General features: G+C 43.7%; 18 protein-coding genes. 5 read left to right on the top strand and 13 right to left on the bottom strand.

Annotation, left to right across the window (positions count from 1 at the left end):
- The first annotated feature begins 202 nt into the window (after window positions 1-202).
- Window positions 203-577 carry a hypothetical protein gene (locus V7K84_RS04885; protein ID WP_334836737.1) on the top strand — a complete coding sequence of 125 codons (375 nt, stop codon included), beginning with the start codon at window positions 203-205 and terminating at the stop codon, window positions 575-577.
- A 175-nt stretch (window positions 578-752) separates the two neighbouring features.
- On the opposite strand, the gene V7K84_RS04880 is transcribed toward V7K84_RS04885, so the two are convergent.
- From V7K84_RS04880 to V7K84_RS04835, 10 genes are all read right to left on the bottom strand, one after another.
- The gene (locus V7K84_RS04880; RefSeq protein WP_334836736.1) at window positions 753-1,691 is read right to left on the bottom strand and encodes a cation diffusion facilitator family transporter; all 939 of its coding nucleotides are present in this window, start codon (window positions 1,689-1,691) and stop codon (window positions 753-755) included.
- A gap of 177 nt (window positions 1,692-1,868) precedes the next feature.
- Entirely contained in the window at window positions 1,869-4,082 is a 2,214-nt protein-coding gene (locus V7K84_RS04875) for a xanthine dehydrogenase family protein molybdopterin-binding subunit (protein ID WP_334836735.1), read from the bottom strand.
- The gene (locus V7K84_RS04870) at window positions 4,079-5,062 is read right to left on the bottom strand and encodes an FAD binding domain-containing protein (RefSeq protein WP_334836734.1); all 984 of its coding nucleotides are present in this window, start codon (window positions 5,060-5,062) and stop codon (window positions 4,079-4,081) included. The genes V7K84_RS04875 and V7K84_RS04870 overlap by 4 nt, the downstream gene beginning before the upstream one ends.
- Window positions 5,049-5,672, bottom strand: a complete 624-nt coding sequence (locus V7K84_RS04865) for a (2Fe-2S)-binding protein (RefSeq protein WP_334836733.1) — start codon at window positions 5,670-5,672, stop codon at window positions 5,049-5,051. Before V7K84_RS04865 ends, V7K84_RS04870 begins: the two co-directional genes overlap by 14 nt.
- Window positions 5,673-6,052: 380 nt before the next feature.
- Entirely contained in the window at window positions 6,053-6,394 is a 342-nt protein-coding gene (locus V7K84_RS04860; protein WP_334836732.1) for a cupin domain-containing protein, read from the bottom strand.
- Window positions 6,395-6,783: 389 nt separating this feature from the next.
- Window positions 6,784-7,953: a zinc-dependent alcohol dehydrogenase gene (locus tag V7K84_RS04855; RefSeq protein WP_334836731.1), complete on the bottom strand. Its 1,170-nt coding sequence runs from the start codon at window positions 7,951-7,953 to the stop codon at window positions 6,784-6,786.
- A gap of 176 nt (window positions 7,954-8,129) precedes the next feature.
- On the bottom strand, window positions 8,130-8,543 hold the full coding sequence (locus V7K84_RS04850) for a hypothetical protein (protein WP_334836730.1): 414 nt from the start codon (window positions 8,541-8,543) through the stop codon (window positions 8,130-8,132).
- 61 nt (window positions 8,544-8,604) lie between these two features.
- Window positions 8,605-9,774, bottom strand: coding sequence for a zinc-dependent alcohol dehydrogenase (locus V7K84_RS04845; protein ID WP_334836729.1), 1,170 nt, complete (start codon window positions 9,772-9,774; stop codon window positions 8,605-8,607).
- 194 nt (window positions 9,775-9,968) lie between these two features.
- Window positions 9,969-10,667: an SRPBCC family protein gene (locus tag V7K84_RS04840; protein WP_334836728.1), complete on the bottom strand. Its 699-nt coding sequence runs from the start codon at window positions 10,665-10,667 to the stop codon at window positions 9,969-9,971.
- Between the two features lie 79 nt (window positions 10,668-10,746).
- Window positions 10,747-11,844, bottom strand: a complete 1,098-nt coding sequence (locus tag V7K84_RS04835; RefSeq protein WP_334836727.1) for a DJ-1/PfpI/YhbO family deglycase/protease — start codon at window positions 11,842-11,844, stop codon at window positions 10,747-10,749.
- A 483-nt stretch (window positions 11,845-12,327) separates the two neighbouring features.
- Between V7K84_RS04835 and V7K84_RS04830 the strand changes: the two genes are divergently transcribed.
- Window positions 12,328-12,720: a DUF6335 family protein gene (locus V7K84_RS04830; protein ID WP_334836726.1), complete on the top strand. Its 393-nt coding sequence runs from the start codon at window positions 12,328-12,330 to the stop codon at window positions 12,718-12,720.
- Window positions 12,721-12,726: 6 nt separating this feature from the next.
- Here V7K84_RS04830 and V7K84_RS04825 read toward each other — a convergent pair whose 3' ends face one another.
- Together V7K84_RS04825 and V7K84_RS04820 are read right to left on the bottom strand one after the other, a co-directional pair.
- Entirely contained in the window at window positions 12,727-13,143 is a 417-nt protein-coding gene (locus V7K84_RS04825) for a response regulator (RefSeq protein ID WP_334836725.1), read from the bottom strand.
- An 833-nt stretch (window positions 13,144-13,976) separates the two neighbouring features.
- Complete coding sequence (locus tag V7K84_RS04820; RefSeq protein ID WP_334836738.1) at window positions 13,977-14,780, bottom strand: peroxiredoxin-like family protein; 804 nt, start codon at window positions 14,778-14,780, stop codon at window positions 13,977-13,979.
- A 265-nt stretch (window positions 14,781-15,045) separates the two neighbouring features.
- Here V7K84_RS04820 and V7K84_RS04815 point away from each other — a divergent pair, with 265 nt between their 5' ends.
- Window positions 15,046-15,237, top strand: coding sequence for an NblA/ycf18 family protein (locus tag V7K84_RS04815; RefSeq protein WP_334836724.1), 192 nt, complete (start codon window positions 15,046-15,048; stop codon window positions 15,235-15,237).
- A 299-nt stretch (window positions 15,238-15,536) separates the two neighbouring features.
- Here the strand turns inward: V7K84_RS04815 and V7K84_RS04810 are convergent, their stop codons facing one another.
- The gene (locus tag V7K84_RS04810) at window positions 15,537-15,701 is read right to left on the bottom strand and encodes a hypothetical protein (protein WP_334836723.1); all 165 of its coding nucleotides are present in this window, start codon (window positions 15,699-15,701) and stop codon (window positions 15,537-15,539) included.
- A gap of 186 nt (window positions 15,702-15,887) precedes the next feature.
- Between V7K84_RS04810 and V7K84_RS04805 the strand changes: the two genes are divergently transcribed.
- Together V7K84_RS04805 and V7K84_RS04800 are read left to right on the top strand one after the other, a co-directional pair.
- Window positions 15,888-16,316 carry a hypothetical protein gene (locus tag V7K84_RS04805; protein WP_334836722.1) on the top strand — a complete coding sequence of 143 codons (429 nt, stop codon included), beginning with the start codon at window positions 15,888-15,890 and terminating at the stop codon, window positions 16,314-16,316.
- Between the two features lie 567 nt (window positions 16,317-16,883).
- Window positions 16,884-18,242, top strand: coding sequence for an APC family permease (locus V7K84_RS04800; protein ID WP_334836721.1), 1,359 nt, complete (start codon window positions 16,884-16,886; stop codon window positions 18,240-18,242).
- Window positions 18,243-18,377 lie beyond the last annotated feature (135 nt).

The raw sequence follows: 18,377 nt of genomic DNA, 5'->3' as shown, positions 1-18,377 counted from the left end.
CGGTCTGTTATGCCAATACATCGGTCTGTTATGCCAATACATCGGTCTGTTATGCCAATACATCGGTCTGTTATGCCAATACATCGACCTGTTATCTTAAACTATCCTTTCTAACCTTGCCCTATCTGAAAATTTCATCTTACTGATAACTTGTTTTGTTGTAATGGGTACATTAAATGTACAACTTACTAAGTATGCATGTATGCCTCCCCAAAATACAACAAACCGTTTGCGCCCTCAAACCATTAGTCAAGATATTGACTCATTCCACGGTTTGCAAACCGTCATCAATTACAACACAACTCGTGCTGATGCCTCATCTGCTAATTTACAGGAAGCTTATCAGGCAATGTTGATTTCTCAACAAACCGAAACTGAGAAACTCGCTTTATACCGTGCTGCTGCTGATGCTGCGCGATTAGCAGAGTGGGAATTTCATAATGCCGTATTAGCGATGAAAGAAGTTGTGCGCGGGCAATATGGCTCAGATAGCGATCAAGCTCAAGCTGTAGGATTGAAGAAAAAATCAGACCGCAAGCGTCCTTCGCGCAAAAAGACAGTTGCGATCGCAAGTTAATCAAATTGATCGAGAAAGGCAGAGGGGCAGAGGGGCAGAGGGGCAGAGGAGAAAAACTTACTGCTCCCTTGCTCCCCTGCTCCCTTGCTCCCCTGCTCCCTTGCTCCCCTGCTCCCCTGCTCCCCTGCTCCCCTGCCTCCTAATTGCTCAATTCCTGAAAACTCAACGGCAGCAATTAATCTCTTGCGCTCATATCTTGCATTTGCTGATTGCTCGAACGCTCCAACTCCAAATCGTCCCAAGAAACTGGATCTTCTACAGGTTCTAAATGAGTTGTAACGTGGGTTGAAGGTAGCACCCGAAGAATAGCAAGCTCAATTGCCTCGCACAAATCATGTCCTTGTTGCACTGTCCAAGATCCAGGTACAAGAACATGAAAGGAAACAAAGCGGCGGGTTCCAGCAGTGCGGGTTCGCAAGGCATGAAACTGGATGTCCTGATGTTTGTACTCGTTAAGGATGCTCTTAATTGCGTCAATTTCTTTTTTAGGCAAAGCTGCATCTAGTAAGGCGCTACTGGTTTCCCGCAGCAAACGAAATCCTGTCCAAGTAATATTTGCTGCTACTATCAGGGCGACAATTGGATCGAGTACGAGAGTGCCTGTTAGCTTGACGAGTAAGATTCCAACTACTACACCACCCGAAGTTACTACATCGGTAAACAGATGGTGAGCATCAGCCCTGAGTGTAATGGAACGCAACCGTCGCCCTGCCCGTAGCAAGATAAAGGCAACAACGCCGTTGATTGCGGTTGCAAAGAGGGAGAGTGCCAACCCCAATCCTAGTTGTGTTAATGGTTCTGGATGCAACAAGCGTCCCCAAGCTTCAACAGCAATGCTAATGCCTGCGACTATAATTAACGCACCTTCTGCACCACTGGAGAAGTATTCGGCTTTAGAATGTCCAAAGGCGTGTTCGGCATCGGCTGGTTTCTCAGCATAGGTCAATGCCCATAGAGCAACCAATGCAGCTAGGAGATTTACAATTGACTCAATAGCATCTGAAAGCAAACCTACTGACCCGGTTAGCTGGTAAGCGCCAAATTTTAGGGCAATAGTGATGATTGCTGCTGCAATCGATAAGAAAGCGTAGGATCGGGCTGTTGGACTACTCATCTCGGTCGCGGACGTAATTACAGTGATTCCGAGCTAAGAGTACCAAATTTTACTTGACTGGTCATCAGTCCTGAGACTTCTACTGATTGGTATTTCAAGACGCGATAAATCCAAGACGCGATAAATCAAGACGCGATAAATCGCGTCTCTACAAGTGTTGCGATCGCCTCGCCATATCTACAGCAGTTTGTCTAAGGTAATTGGCAAATCGCGGATGCGCTTACCTGTGGCATGATAGACAGCATTAGCGATCGCTGCCGCAGTGCCGGTAATGCCAATTTCACCAATTCCTTTGACGCCAAGCGGGTTGATATGTGGATCGTCTTCATCGACAAACAACACCTCAATATCAGGAACGTCTGCATTCACTGGTACGTGATATTCAGCTAAATCGTGGTTGACAACGCGTCCTCGGTTGGGGTCTGTTAGCGTATCTTCCATTAACGCCATGCCAATGCCATAAATAATCCCACCGATCAGCTGACTGTTGGCTGTTTTAGCGTTGAGGATGCGTCCCGCGCCAAAAGTTCCCACCCAGCGGCTTATTCGCACTTCACCCAAATCAGGCTCAACGCGAACTTCGGCAAATTGCGCTCCAAATGCGTGCATTGAGAACTTCTTCTGTTCTTCTCCCAGCTTGGCATCTGCACGCGCTTCGATCATTTTCTTTCCATGCCGTGCCAAGATTGCCTGATAAGTTTCGCTGGCGGAGGATTTATTTTTTAAGAAAAAGCTGCCATTTTCGGCAATCACATCCTCAGCCTTTGAACTATAAAGCGGCGATTTTCGATCGGCAAGTGCTAGTTGCAAAAGCTGACTGCGTGCTTGATTTCCCGCTAAATGCACCGCCGAACTCACACTGGCGGCGGTTTGAGAACCACCAGAAATAGGGGTTTGTGGCATCTTCGTATCCCCTAATTCAAACCGGACTTTGTTAACTGGTAAACCGAGTGCCTCAGCTGCAACTTGAGTCATCACAGTATAAGTTCCCGTGCCAATATCTTGGGAACCGCTCAATACAACGGCTGTACCATCTGCCATAATTTGAGCGATCGCTGATGCTGGGGAACGATTGGTAGGATAAGTAGCTGTCGCCATCCCCCAACCAATCAAATAATTACCGTCTCGCATCGAACGGGGCTTGGGATTGCGCTTTTGCCAGCCAAACTTTTCTGCCCCCAATTTGTAACACTCTCTCAGTGACTTGCTCGACCAAGGCAGTCCTTTACTAGGATCGACTTCAGCATAGTTACGCAGACGCAGTTCCACCGGATCGATATTGAGCGCATAAGCCAGTTCGTCCATTGCCGATTCTAAGGCAAACGAGCCAGAAGCTTCGCCTGGGGCCCGCATATAGGTTGGTGTTCCTTGATCGAGCTGAACCAAATGGTGGCTAGTTTCGATATTCGGGCTAGCGTAAAGCATACGGGCGCTTTTACCAACAGGTTCGATAAATTCATCGAAAGTTGAAGTTTGCGAAATTCCAGCGTGTCGCAGAGCAGTCAATTTGCCATCGCGGGTTGCACCGAGAGAAACCTGTTGAATTGTCTCTGGTCGGAAGCCCACAGGGCCATACATCTGTATCCGTCCCAGAACTAATTTCACTGGGCGATTAACTTGCTTTGCGGCGATCGCCGCTAGCGGGACGTGCGACCAAGCCGACCCTTTGCAACCGAAGCCACCGCCGACAAAGTAAGACATAATGCGGACTTTCTCAGGCTCAATTCCTAATACCTCTGCAACTTTTTTTTGAGTCGAAAAAATTCCCTGAGTTGCGTCATACAGCAGCAGTTCATCGCCTTGCCAAACTGCTGTTGTAGCATGAGGCTCCATCGGATTGTGATTTTCGACTGGGGTGGTATAGGTTTGCTCGACGCGGACAGCCGCCGCTGCTAGTCCCTGGTTAACATTGCCATGCGCTAAATCGGGCGGCTCATCTCTAGGGATTTTACCTTTAGGCAGGTATGCCTTAGTGAGATTGTCCCGCATATTAATGGTTGGTTTCTCTTCGTCATAGCGAACTTGTACGAGGGAGGCAGCATACATCGCTCGTTCAAAGGTATCGGCAACAACGACACCAATATGCTGACCGCTATACAGCACAATGTTATCTTGCAGGACTTGTACCTTATGACCGCCGCCCTTTTCTCCAGAAGCTTTGGGCGCGTTGAGGTGGGTAATTACTGCTAATACACCCGGTAGTTGTTCCGCCGCCTTAGTATCGATTTGGGCAATTTTACCTTTGGCGATCGTGCTTTGAATTGTCACGCCATAAGTCATTTTGGCGATCGGAAACTCAGCCGCGTAACGCGCGCCACCAGTTACCTTCAGGTAGCCATCAACTCGATTTAACGGTTTGCCGACAACTATATTTTTATCCCCAGTATTCATGCCATCCCTCCCACCGTTGTCAGCGCTTTCACAATTGTGCGTTTAGTCAGTTCGACTTTAAAGCCGTTATATTTTTGAGGTTTAGCTCCGGCGATCGCAGCCAATGCAGCTGCTTGAAATGTTGCCTGATTTGCCGGCTTGTTCAAAAGTATTTTTTCTGCTTCGGAGGCACGCCAGGGCTTTGTGCCGACGCCACCAAGGGCAATGCGTGCCGAGCGAATAATCCCATTTTGAATATCTAATGCTGCCGCAACCGATGTCATTGCAAAAGCATAAGAAGCGCGATCGCGGACTTTTAAATAGTGCGATCGCTTTGCAAAGTTTAAAGCTGGTAAATCAACAGCTACAATTAACTCTCCGTGTTCTAGAACCGTCTCTCTTTCGGGTGTATTACCCGGTACGAGATGAAAATCTACCAGCGGAATACTGCGCTCTCCTCTCGGCCCGCGTGTCTGCACAACGGCATCGAGTGCAATCATTGCCACAGCCATATCAGAAGGATGGGTGGCAATACAGCGATCGCTACCGCCAAGAATCGCATGGATGCGGTTATAACCCTCGATTGCCGGACAACCTGAACCAGGAACGCGCTTATTGCAGGGGAAAGCAGTGTCGCGGAAGTAGTAACAGCGGGTACGTTGCAGCAAATTTCCGCCCACACTTGCCATGTTTCGCAGTTGCGGTGATGCCCCAGATAGCAACGCCTCCGACAGTACTGGGTAACGCTCTTGAATTATCGGATTATAAGCAACATCGCTATTGCTTGCCATTGCTCCAATCCGCACGCCGTTACCCTGTACTTCTATCTTGCTTAACGGTAGTGGGTTAATGTCAACTAACTGTTTTGGCGTTTGTACATTCAGCTTCATTAAATCAATTAAGCTTGTACCCCCTGCCAAGTAAGCAGCTTCCACTTCTGGAGTAACCAAAGCCACGGCATTCTCTGCTTGTCCGGCTTTTTTATAGCTAAACGGCTGCATCTTTTTTTCCCTCTAAGACATCGCGGACAGCAGCCACGATATTTGGATAAGCACCGCAACGGCAGATATTGCCGCTCATCAGTTCGCGAATGTCGGCATCCGATTTAGCGTGTCCCTCATTCACCAAACCCACCGCCGAACAAATCTGCCCAGGCGTGCAGTAGCCGCACTGAAACGCGTCGCGGGACAGAAACGCAGCTTGCATCGGGTGCAGATTGTTTCCTTGCTCCAACCCTTCAATAGTTGTGATTTTTGCGTCGGTGTGCATAATTGCAAATGTCAGGCACGAATTAATCCGTTGCCCATCAACCAGCACCGTGCAAGCACCGCACTGACCATGATCGCAACCTTTTTTAGTACCAATTAATCCTATGTATTCCCGAAGCGCATCAAGTAAGGTAACACGCGGTTCAATTTGCAAATTATGTGGTGTTCCATTTACTTGCAGCGTCACCTTCACAGTTTCAGATGTCGAAGTTGCCAGCATTGGAGTAGTTTTTTTTACTTGAGTTTCTGCTACAGCTTTCTCTACAAAATTAGCGATCGTTGCCGCTACTGTGCTGAAGACCATCAATTGACCCAGCTTGCGGCGTCTTAAGACAAACCTCATTTGTTCGCTCCATTCGGTTTTTGTTAAAAATATTGAGTAATTATTACTAAAATTATTGATAGAAAACCAGATTTTCTGAGAAGCATTTTCTCTAAAAAGACATTGTTAATAGAATACAATTTCGTCTGATTATGTCTCTCTATCAGAAGATTTATGCCATAAGTATTATCTATAATTCAATACGCTTGAATTAAGCATTTCTTTCTTCTCTCTGCGTCCTCTGCGCCTTGGCGGTTCGTTAAAAATTAACAGCCAAACACTTTTAAAACAACCTCTAAGCTGCAAAGCACAGTAAAAAGGAGAACAATATTCTTGTTCTCCTACGAATGCTTTATATTCCATGCCATTAAAAACGGCTATAGATTTTTAGCGATCGCAAATCAGTTTTCGTCGCGCCCGTGAACTTGAGCGGGTGGACTGGTTGCTTCAACAGCAGTAAATGATTCTAAAATTTTATAAGTGTGACTAGCTCCTTTTGGTACTACCCAAGAACTTCCAGGTTCTAGTAAAATTGTTTGCCCTTCAATATGCAATTCTGCACGACCAGTAATTACATAACCAACAGTTTCATATTCCCTTGCTGCTGGCTCTTTAGGTTCGTTCGGTTCCTCATTTTCCCATAGGCGCATGGAAATAGTTTTGCCAGATGCAAGATATTTCTGACCAAGTTGGCCTTTAGGAGAATGACTAGAGTCTACTTTGATAACGGTTGTATCAGACATATTTTCTGCCTCTTTCTACTTTTAAACTATGATTGTTTAATCAAACATTGAAGGTTAGGTATTGGCTATTGGGGAGTGGGGATTAGGCATTAGATATTGAAAAACTATTCCCTATTCCTAATAACACTAAGTTAGGATACAGCCCTTGCCCGAATGGCACGCTTGAAAAGCTGAAACCTCCTTGCTAGCAGGGTGTGGGAGGTGTGGGAAGATGGGGAGGCAATGCAGCATTTGTTGATATGCAGTTATTCAATTTCTCCTCTTTCTCCCCACACTTCCCCCACTCCCCACACTCCCCACACTCCCCACACTCCCCACACTCAAAAATCTTGTTAGATCGGGGCTTTGCGATTAACAAGCGTGCCATTCTCCCTATTCCCCATTCCCCACTACGGTTTGAGTACAACTTTGATGCAGTTATCTTTCTTGTGCTTAAAAATCTCGTAGCCGTGGGGCGCTTGTTCTAGAGGTAAAGTATGGGTGATAATAAACGTTGGATCGATTTCACCGTTTTGGATATGTTCTAGCAAAGGTTTTAGATACTTGTGGACATTTGTTTGTCCCATCTTGAAGGTTAATCCCTTGTTCATGGCAGCACCCATTGGGATTTTATCTAAAAAGCCACCGTACACACCCGCAATGGATACGTGACCGCCTTTAGCAGCAGATACTATTACTTGCCGTAATGCCGTCGGCCGATCTGTTTCTAGACGTACTGCTTGCTTTACTTGGTCGTACATCGCCATAACGTCTGTGCCGTGTGCCTCCATTCCTACTGCATCAATGCAAGCATCGGGGCCGCGACCGCCAGTCATTTCTTTAAGTGCTTCGCCTATATCCACTTCTTCGTAGTTGAGAACTTCAGCTTTGCCGTATTCTTTAGCCATTTGCAGACGTTCGGGAACGCGGTCAAAAGCGATTACCCGTTCCGCACCTAGCATATATGCGCTTCTGATAGCGAATTGTCCGACTGGGCCACAACCCCAAACGGCAACAATATCACCGGGTTTAATGTTGCAGTTCTCGGCTGCCATATAGCCTGTGGGAAAAATATCTGTTAAAAATAGCACTTGCTCATCCGTTAAACCATCGGGAATTTTGAACAAGCCTACATCGGCAAAAGGTACTCGTGCATACTCTGCTTGACCGCCAGCATAACCGCCGAATAAATGAGAGTAGCCAAATAGACCTGCTGGCGAATGCCCCATTTGCTTTTCTACTAACCAAGCATTGGGGTTAGAGTTATCGCACAGCGACCATAAATCACGATTGCAGAAAAAGCAGCTACCGCAAGATATAGTGAAGGGAACAACGACGCGATCGCCTAAGTTCACATTTTTAACTGCACTTCCCAGTTCTACGACTTCTCCCATAAATTCATGGCCAAGGATATCGCCCTTTTCCATCGTGGGAATGTAGCCGTCATAAATATGCAAATCTGAACCACAAATTGCCGTAGAAGTAATTTTAACAATGGCATCGCGTGGGTTGAGAATTTTGGGGTCGGGAACTGTATCTACCCGCACATCGTTTGCTCCGTGCCAGCAAACTGCTTTCATAATTATTTATTCCTTAGTTATCATTTCTGCTTTGCTTATATCAAGATAAATACTCGATTTAGCCTGATTTTGAGACGCGATAATTATCGCGTCTCAGGAACTACTCAAATCTAGTTCAACAATGTAGGAGTCAAAAATCTAGACTTAAATTTCGCTATAAGTCTAGGTTCTATCTCTCAGTTGCTCTTGATAGGAGGATTTTGATAATAACCTTCTCTATCTGCACCGTATGATGAAGCTTTATCTCCGGCTCTGTTTTTTGCAGGATCAAAAAACTCTTTTGTAGCTCTAGGAGTTTTTTCATCCAAGTTTAACTTTTCGCGGATACTATCAGCAGCTTCTTTTAATGGATTTTGGCTATTTTGGCTATTTTGGCTATTCTGGCTATTTCTTGTTTGGGTATCGTTTCTAATTTCACCTTGCTGGTCTGGGACTCCTTTGTAATAAGTGCCCTCTGGACTTTTAACATCAGCTTGCGCTACATCAACGTAGCTAAAAGCTTGGCCCAGTAAAAACATAAATCCTGCTAAGAAAACTACAAGGATTTGGGAAATGCGAATATTTCGTAACCAAGAACTTAGTCGATTCATAAAAAACCTCAATTGCATTATGTAAGGTGTACAATTCAAACACTGAATGACTATTTGCCATTTAGGGTTTAAGAACAACTTTGATACAGTTGTCTTTTTTTTGTTGAAAGATGTGGTAGGCGTGAGGTGCTTGTTCTAAAGGCAATTGATGGGTGACAACAAAGGATGGATCGAGTTTTCCATCCAAAACCATCTGCAATAACAAATGCATATATTTTTGTCCATGCATTTGTCCCATCCTAAAGGTTAGACCCTTGTTGAAGGCTGCACCCAATGGTATTTTGTCTACAAAACCACCATAAACACCCATAATTGAAAGAGTCCCGCCTTTACGACAGGCGACCATCATTTCCCGCAGAACGTGGGGACGGTCGGTTTCCAATCTGAGCTTTTGTTTTGTCTGGTCGTAGAAGTCTTCAATACCAACACCGTGTGCTTCTAAACCAACGGCATCGATGCAAGCATCGGGGCCACGACCACCAGTCATCTCTTTCAACGCTTCGCCAGCATTAACTTCTTCGTAGTTAATCACTTCTGCTTTGGCAAACTTTTTCGCCATTTCCAGGCGTTCGGGAAAGCGATCTATAGCGATCACTTTTTCGGCTCCCATCATGTAGGCGCTAATCATGGCAAATTGTCCAACAGCACCGCAACCCCAAACGGCTACAGTATCACCCGGTTGAATATCGCATAATTCTGCGCCCATATAACCAGTGGGGATGGCGTCGGAGATGAATAACAACATCTCATCCGGCAAATCTGGCGGAACTTTGACGACACCCACATCTGCAAAAGGTACACGGATATATTCTGCTTGTGCGCCTGCATAACCACCTAACATGTGGGAGTAGCCATAAATGGCTGAGGTGATATTGCCAAATAATTTTTCTTGAATCCAGCCCTTGGGATTGGAATTATCACACAATGACCACATATCACGCTGGCAATAATGGCAATTACCACAGCCAATTGTGGAAGGAACAACAACGCGATCGCCTATTTTTAAATTGTTGACTCCTCTACCAACTTCCACGACTTCCCCCATAAATTCGTGACCGATAATGTCACCCTGTTGGACTGTGGGAATATAGCCGCCATAAATATGTAGATCGGAGCCACAAATCGCCGTGGAAGTAATTTTAATAATTGCATCGCGCGGGTTGAGAATTGTCGGATCTGGCACCGTCTCTACCCGCACATCATTAGCACCGTTCCAGCAGACTGCTTTCATAGTTATTAGAAAAATGGGTTTAAAACCCCGTGTTTCCAGCACGGCTTTAAAGTAAGGAGTAATGAGTAATGAATGGATGACAAATGGGTATTTACTCATTACTTATTACTTATTACTCATTACTCCTTCTTAAGAGTGCGTTCACGGCGGTGAGGATGTCAATAATCATTGGGCATGGGGCATTGGGTAAATAACTAGCTGCGTCCAGAGGGTTGACCTTCTGTTGTGGCAATTTCGCCTGCTTCCATTAGCATTTTGAAATGGCGCAATTCATCACCAATTTGCTGTTCTGGTTCTTCACCAAAAAGTTTAGCTACGGTAGCTGCCAACGCTCCGCCTGGTGGGTTATACTCCAAAACAACCTTGACTTCCGTGCCGCGATCGCCTGGTGCTTTTTTAAAGCGAACAAAACCAGAATTATCAACATCTGCACCTTCTACAGAAGCCCAAGAAATAAATTCATTTTCCCGGTCTTCGAGAATATCTGCATCCCATTCCACGCTGTTACCCAAAGGTGCATTAGCTATCCAATGAGAACGTTTTTCGTTATGCACCTTGACAGATTTAAGATGCTTCATAAATGTGGGCAGATTCTCAAAGTTGTGCCAAAAGCGATACAATTCTTCTGCCGATTTATTAATTGTTACCGTCTTTTCAACTTTGATGGGTTGGTTGATACCAATTGCTTCCTGTGCTTGCTGAATCGTGCTTTGTTTGGTTGCACCTTGATAGAGCAAACCACCTCCAGCTAAAGCCGTCAGCGCTCCCCGCAATGAACCTTGCCTTAAACCCATCAGTACCATTGCACCGCCACCAATGAGAGATGCCCAACGCTCTACTTCACTAGCTTCAGCCTGGTTTGTACTTGATTTATCCCCTGATGTTGAAGTCACTTCTTATATCTCCATCAATTCTCTGATCTCTCTGCTCATTAGTAGAAGCGCACAGATGTGCCCCTCTACTAGTGATTCGTTACATCGATACAGCAGCCCCGGTAGTCGGCTTAGGAGGCTGAATCTGAGCGCCTATCCGCGCCCGATACAACTGTGCCAATCGCTGTTCGTATTTCAATAAATCCTGGTAAATTTCTTTGAAAATAGCAGTTGCTACTGGGTCAGTGAACATTGCAGACAAATTGCCAATATCGCCAATACCAGTTTGCACATCACCTAAAGCAGAACGTAACTGATATATGTCATCACTTCCGGTCATGGCAGTTTTGACTTTGGCATACTGATTGGCAATATTTGCACCTAAAGAAGGTTTTTCGCCCAATAACTGAAGATAGGTTTCCAGTTTTTGAATGTGGCGCTGTTTATTAGTAATTATTTCTTGAAAGACTGAGTTAACTTCGTTATCTGATTCCTTTTCCAAGTAGTTTTCAAATGCTTCTAGCGAATAACGTTCACCAGCAAGAGCATTATTTAAACCTTTGGCGATCTCACCTTTAGTTGAGCCACCCCAAGCATCAGCCAGCTTCCACCATTCAGCACTTGTGTCTTTTTCATTTGGTAATGCAGCATCTTTGCCACCATAACCCAAACGGCTCAAAATAGCTGTGGTAAAAATTGGCAAGTCTCCAGGTTCGCGAGATGTAATCAAATTTCCGTCAACTACTAACGGCTCATCTAAATAATTTGCGCCAGCGTTAATCATGTCCTTGGCAATAGCGCTAAACCCAGTGACTTGTTTGCCTTTGAGCAAGTCGCCTTCAATCAAAACTTGTGGCCCGTGACAAACAGCAGCGACTAATTTTCCTTGTTGGATAGCCTCTTGTACGAAACGTACTGTATTAAGGTTCCGTCGCATTTTGTCAGGAGCCATCCCACCGGGAATTATCACCGCATCGAATTCGGCTGCGATCGCTTCCGTTGTGGTACCGTCGGCTTGTATGCTAAGTTTGCCGCGTTTACCCTTATATTTTTCATTCATTCGGGAACCAAGGACTACTACCTCCATTCCTGCTTGTTTTAGCCCATTATATGGAACTGTAAATTCTGCATCCTCTACTGCTTGTTCAATGAGAATAGCAACTTTTTTCTTACCAGCGTGATTGTTATGTTCAGTCATAGATGGGATTACGTTTTTATTTCTCTAATTTTTAACTAACTACAACAAAAGTTAAACAGACAGATTATTTTGTGAATAAATAATTTAAAATTAATTATTTATCATCATTATCTGCCTCCGTTACTCAAAAAAAATTGAGTATTTCGTTAGTTGTTTAGCATTTAGGTAGTTAGAAAGGATGAATACGAGTTAAAAATGCTAAACTTATCATCAAAATTTTATTTTTAGTTGCCTATTTTTGCCAAACAGGAAATAGTTATGAGTGAAAAGTTCGCCAATGAATAATTTCGGTTTGATAACTTCTAACTCATAACTTCAACTACAAGTTCCTTGACCATGAATTCATAGCTACAATCTTATGGCGCGATCGCTAGTTTAGCGTCGTACCCAGGGGATAGATTATTTTAGAAGTTATACACCTCTAGTTAGACAAATTGCTGACAAGAAAACGTTATTGTGAGAATGCAGAAAAAGGCTAGTATCATGGCAGAAAAAAATCATAATGACGAAATTAAAAGTAATGATTTGCCACAAGAGATTACCGAATCCTACGGTACTGGTGTAAAAGACTTGCCGGGATACAACATTGGCGGACGCTCCATGCAGGATGAAAGAGACGAGTACACAGAAACTAGTCCGAAACTGACTGGTGGGGATGTTGATGCTTATTGGCAAGATGCAGATGCAGTTGGAGATGAAGCTGTTGGTGGTAGTACTTCCACTCCCGATCAAAATGTCACAGAGGACTTAGAAGCAGCAGTGGGGCTAGAAATGGCTGATTCTGAGTTTCTGCATACCAACGATATTTTAGAGGATCGTGATGGCGATCGCTGGGAGTTAGATCCAAAGTCTTCTGAAGATTATCAAGACCGATGAGAATAATTACCAATGACAAGAAGCAACCAAATTAGCCACTATCTCCACTAGTTCTTCTGGAGCGATGGGTTTAGATACATGAGTGTCAAAGCCAGCTTCCAAGGCACGGATACGAGCCTCACTATCAGCAAAAGCTGTTAAAGCAATAGCCGGGACTCGTCCAGAATTATTTGGTTTAAGCGCACGGAATTTGGAGATGAAAGTGTAGCCATCCTCCCCAGGCAACCCGATATCACTAATTAAAACATCGGGTTGCAATTCAGACAATACATCGCGTGCATCTGCTGCTGATATCACTGCTATAACTGTTGCTCCATCCATTTCCAAGACAGTAGTGATAAAAAAGCGCGTATCATCATCATCCTCAACTACCAAGATATCTAAACCAGTAAGAGTTCCAGAAGTTTGCATAATAAATGACATTTTATCTATCCTTACTTGCTATATGCGTAATTCGTAATTAAGAGAGTACAGAGCAAGCAGTGATTACAACTACGAATTACGTTAGCGAGTCCGCAAGCGTCATTATCAATTACGAATTATTATAACTTTTACATCCATTAGAGCTTCTTTTAGAGCAGATTTTAGATTTACAAAAGTAGATTGATGTCCTCGGAGTGTTGATGAGATACCGAAGCAGGCTCTTTTAACAAGAAATGATTTAACACCATAATTTCAAACATATAGCTTGATGGTTACTACTCCTTTATCTATTTTCCTACTGGAAGACCACTTCGCACAAATGAAATTCAAGCGTCGTTAGAAAGTCCTCACTTCTCTCGATTTTCAGCATAATTCAGGAGTCAGGAGTCAAAACTCATTCTGAATACTGATTGACAAAATGCGCTTTATCTTAAACTCTTACCGATGCCCCATACCACAGTCGGTTTGTACCCCAACAAACTGCTTGTCTTCTTTAACCGAAGATTGGGTTATCAGTCTTCTCGATTCAGCATCAATCGCCTGATAATAATATTTCCTTGTTTGATTTTGCGATGCCTTGCATCCCACGATTGTGACCTCCCAGATCCAGCGATTAGGAGAAACCAATTTGTCTTTGTCTCCGGCATATTCAGACCATTGCACAAAGCGTTTAAAGATGGCAACAAATGGATGTCTTACGCCAGTAACTAAAACATTTGTTTAAGCATAAAAATAAAAAAAGCCAATAATAATATTATTGAAGACGTTTTTTGTTGCTAGTGATTATTGAAGAGGTTTTCAAATATGCTGATACTGTAAAACTACAGCAGAGATTAAAATTGATTCCCAAGCCCAGCTAATTCCGTTTCGATCGAGGATAAAAATGATAGCGGCTGACTCATATTAGCAGCAAAGCCTAGAATTCCTGGATCTCGATGTTCGTAAAGTAATTGGCCTTTGGTATCAAACAGAAAAGTTCCACCACGCTGAGTTAAGTAGGCAGAATTAGGTACGTAAGTATGCCAATTGCTGAGAACTTCAACCATATTCCGTAGCCGTAGAGTAGCCAATTCAAAGGGACGTTGAAACCCACTTCCGCCAGCTAATTGGAAAAACGAGCCTTTAAAAGCAGGTAGAGGAGTACCTTGAATAATTTCATCATCTTCAATGAGTTGAGGGGCTTGACGATCTCCCCTGTATCCCCGGAAAACTTCTCTTAACGTTCCAGGACTTCCAAACCCTGCACACATTAACACTAGATTTAGCCAAGCTTTCTGAGCAGGGGAAAGTCCAGGGAGAGGAAGATTGAAACCTGAATAAAGTTTGAGTTGGTGATGTAGTTCTCCATTAGGTTCAACAAATAAATTTTCAGGTGGAAATCCTGTATATTCACAAAATCTTATTCCAGAGGCGCGATTACCAATTCCCACTGCCCGAATAGCAAGTTTTTCATCTGACAATTTCTTAGCTTCGCGCTGTAACCACCACGCATATTCAAGACTATCAAAATCCCCAAGTTGGGGCCAGACTAAAACAAGGATATATGAGGCAGTCTCGCAATTTTCTAGTAGGGGGCGGGTCATGCCATCACTAACACGCTGAAGTCCGGTCTGATTAAGGATAGTGTAAGGATTCATCACAAATGATTACTCGGATATTTGGGGTATCAGTGACACAGGATTTACTAAAGCATTAATATGCCATCATCTCAGGTTTGTAAATATTTTGTTATACTAGTTAACAGAAGTTCATATTTAGGTTTGACACCGCTAAGTAAGGGAATACCCAGTAGGTGGCTTGATGAGTGTATTACTGCTAACGGCAGCTAGATATGAAAGCTTCTTTTCAAGATTGCCAACATTGACCCTTTAGTTTTCGCCTAGTTGGGCGATTGACCCTGCGATGAATCAACCCATTACATTATCCTTAGAACAAGAATTTAGCCTTAGAACTTTTGCGGACCAAGTGGAGCAGATGTCCCGCGAACAAGCTCAAGAGTTTTTGCTTATGCTCTATAAGCAGATGATAATTCGGGAAACGACTTATCAAGAATTGCTCAAACATCAGTGGGAACTTGATTCAGACTCAATCTAGGGCTAAAGCATACAAACAAATAAATGTTTTGAATTTAGCAGCGACAAAGAAATATTGGTATAAAGTTGTGGGAGAGAGAAGCAGCCATTGATTGCTCCTCTCTCCCATATTTTTAATTGATTATTATTCTATTTATTGCTGATTTTATTTTTTGGAAGTCCCTTCGCATATATTTTCTGGGCTATTACTAGGTGAACAAATTACGCCTTTGATTGCTGGTAGTCTCTGGTATCGTGATTGCTAGCATCGCAGTGGGAAAACAGGCATTAATTGAACGCAAGTCGCCCATAAACTTGCGCTCACAGTTCTGGTAATGCTGGAAAGTAGGAGGCAGCGCAGAGATGTTTGGCAGCCTTTTGCAGACGCGCGGCGGACACCTTGGGCAAACACCAACCGCCAGAAATCCTCACGTTTCTGGCGGTTGGTGCGGTTAAATGGGATGGCAATGTACGCTTGCGCACCACACAAATGAGTTCAAAAATCAAATAAGATTGCTATATATATTGTCATGACGAAAGAGTATCTGCTTCAATTGGCTCTATAGATAGAGAAATATCCTGAGCAAAGCTGGTATATTTACAAGTTTTAGTAGTAACATTTTTTGAATAGAATTAAGAGATTAACCTGGTATTTTTACAAGCCTTGGCAGTATGAATATGGAATTTTTTAACAGGATTCCTTTGATGCCTTTAGTATTACTCTTGTTGGCTTACATTCTCCTGGGATGGTATCTTGCTGCTAATCATATTATTTGGTTAGTAGGAGCTTTTGTTGTTGCTATGGTTATAGCTGTAGTACGAAAGAGCTTTTCTTGGTTCGAGCGTTTAGTTGAGTTTGGCTCGAAAACTTTAGTTGTCATCTTGTTTTTAAGTATATCAATTGCTTTGGTAGCAACTTGGTCGATATTATTAAGGCTCTTCATTATCCCCTTAGCCACTACGCTTTTAGCTGATTTGGAAATGCGCTTTTCTGGCTGCAATAAACTAGATTCATTTTGGATTATAGCTGTTCTAGCTGTATTGGGTTTGGTGGTAGGTGAAGTAATAGATATTTTACTTTTTCCCAGTAGCAGATACTAAAGAATTACGGATAAAAAGCTGATACATTATTTATTAATTAACAGCGCACAGATGTGCATCCATACTTAGTCAAAACTATGGAGCGATCGCTGTCTGTGGTACAGCAGGGTGTAAATAAAGCATCCATTTTAAATCAATGAAACGTTGGCTGTCTAAAAATTACGCATAGCAGTATCAGTTTTTTAATCAAACAATGCACGATTAGCCCTTATGAGTCAATCATTCTTTAGATGAATATAAATCTCACTAGTGGAAGACGTTTTACCAATTCAGATTTTTTACCCTATTTGCAGAATGATGTTGTCTAGCAAGAGAATTTAGAGCGATTGCAAAGAGGTTAATCTTAATGTTACCAGATGAATATAACTTGCAATCTGCTGTATCACTGCTGACTGTCACTTTCTCATCACATTTGTTGTTAACCATAGAAGCACAGGTAAAACAGTGATTTAAGGTCTTATTGAATTGTGAGTTCCCAAATCTGGAGTACATAGATGATTCCTCTGTTGAACAAAGACTGTAAAACAAAGCCAAAAGTCCCAACTCAACACTAAATAAGGAAGTAACGTGAGTAGACGTAAAAACTTCAATTTGCTCGATCAGACAACATCAGCTGAAGTAGCAACACCCAAACCATCCCTGACATTACCAGACGCAGTGGCTCTAATTGTCGGTATTGTCATCGGAGCGGGAATTTTTGAAACCCCGGCTCTAGTGGCCAGTCAAGCAGGTAGCGATATTGCTGTACTGCTTTTTTGGCTAATGGGTGGTGTGGTATCTCTGGTAGGAGCGCTATGTTATGCAGAGTTGGCCACTGTCTATCCCGACGTTGGTGGTGTCTACTATTATTTGAAACGTGCATTCGGGCGGGGAGTCGCCTTTTTATTTGCCTGGGCGCGGATGACAGTGATTCAAACTGGTTCCATTGCTCTTTTGGCATTTGTTTTTGGTGATTATATTTCTCAACTATGGCGGCTAGGCACATTTTCGTCTTCTATATATGCAGCCATAGCGATCGCACTTTTAACTGCTTTGAACATCATCGGTTTGCAACAGAGTAAGTGGACACAAAACTTGTTGAGTGTTGCGAAAGTTCTAGGTTTGTTGCTGGTAGTCATTATTGGGCTTACCGCCATTCCTAATTCTGCCACTCCTGTAGAATCTGCATCATCGGGAACCTGGGGACTGGCAATGGTGTTTGTGTTGCTATCTTACGGCGGTTGGAATGAAGCGGCTTACATCTGTGCAGAAATTCAAGATGGACGGCGTAATATTGTGCGATCGCTAATGTGGAGTATTGGTATTATCACTGCCATTTATCTGCTAATCAATCTGGCTTACCTGCGGGGACTGGGATTAGCAAACATGGCCCAGTCAGAAGCAGTGGCCGCAGATTTAATGCGCTCTCTTTGGGGCGAACCGGGAGCTTTGTTTATCAGTGTGCTGATTGCGATCGCTACTTTAGGAGCAACCAACGCCACAATCTTTACTGGAGCGCGTACCAATTACGCACTGGGACAGGATTTTTCGCTATTTGGTTTTATGGGACGCTGGCAACAACGTCCGAGCAGTCCTACCTATGCCTTATTCTTGCAAGCTGCGATCGCCTTAGCACTGGTTTTTTTAGGCACGCTTACCCGCAAAGGCTTTGAAACAATGGTGGATTACACTGCCCCGATATTTTGGTTTTTCTTCCTGCTTTCTGGCATATCACTGTTGGTCTTGCGCATCCGCGAACCCCACATAGTTCGCCCTTTTCGTGTGCCATTTTATCCTTTAACACCATTACTATTTTGCGCCGTCTGCGCTTACTTGCTGTACTCTAGCTTGGTTTATACAGGTGTGGGAGCGATCGCAGGTGTTTTTGTGGTGGCAGCAGGTATTCCCCTGTTGTTCTGGAATAATTACCGTCAAGGTAGGACGTGAGATGAGTGAGCAGGGGAGCAGGGGAGCAGGGGAGCAGGGGAGAAGAGGAGAAATACCAGTAAGTCTTTCCCCTCTGCCTCTTGTGCCCAATGCCCCCATACCCAATACCCAATAACTATTGACAAAGGAGAAAAT

It is taken from the genome of Nostoc sp. (assembly GCF_036917315.1).
Lineage (GTDB): Bacteria > Cyanobacteriota > Cyanobacteriia > Cyanobacteriales > Nostocaceae > Nostoc.
This window is presented reverse-complemented; position numbering and strand designations above follow the sequence as displayed.